The following is a 588-nucleotide window of genomic DNA, read 5'->3' as shown; positions in this document are numbered from 1 at the left end:
GCGGCACCGTTGGTCGGTGCGGTGACGACGCGCCCGCCCGCGGCGTTCTCCTCGTTGACCGCGAGCGCGGCGAGGGTGACCCACTCCATGGCGTGCAGGCCGTCGGTCTCGTCGGCGCCGGACTCCAGGCGCGCCCGCAGCGCGGCCGCCCGCCGGCGGACCCGGAGCCCGCCGGGCAGGACGCCGTCGGTGTGGGTGCCGCGCCCGACGCACTCGCGCATCACCGACCAGATGTGCAGCAGCCCGGCCCGGACCTCGGCCTCGCTGCGCCACGACAGCTCGTTGGCCAGCATGACGTCGCTGGGCCGCAGCCCGGTCTCCCGGGTGAGCGCGAGCAGTCCGTCCCCGGTGGTGAACGGGTACCGCACCGGTGTCGGGTCCGCGACCAGCAGCGGGCGGCCCGCGTCGTCCTCGTCGAGGACGAAGCCGCCGCCGACCGAGTAGTAGGTCTTCTCCAGCACGGTGGAGCCGTCGGCCCGGTAGGCCCACAGGGTCATGCCGTTGGCGTGGTACGGCAGCGAGCGCCGCCGGTGCAGCACCAGCTGGGTGTCGCGGTCGAAGTCGATGGCGTGGGTGCCGAGCAGGTTG

General features: G+C 74.8%; 1 protein-coding gene. It reads right to left on the bottom strand.

Annotated elements, in window-relative coordinates; genetic code table 11:
• On the bottom strand, positions 1-588 hold a 588-nt coding region (locus tag CTZ28_RS46465), incomplete at both ends, for an L-serine ammonia-lyase, iron-sulfur-dependent, subunit alpha (protein ID WP_183154931.1).

It is taken from the genome of Streptomyces shenzhenensis, assembly GCF_003688995.1.
Lineage (GTDB): Bacteria > Actinomycetota > Actinomycetes > Streptomycetales > Streptomycetaceae > Streptomyces > Streptomyces shenzhenensis_A.
This window is presented reverse-complemented; position numbering and strand designations above follow the sequence as displayed.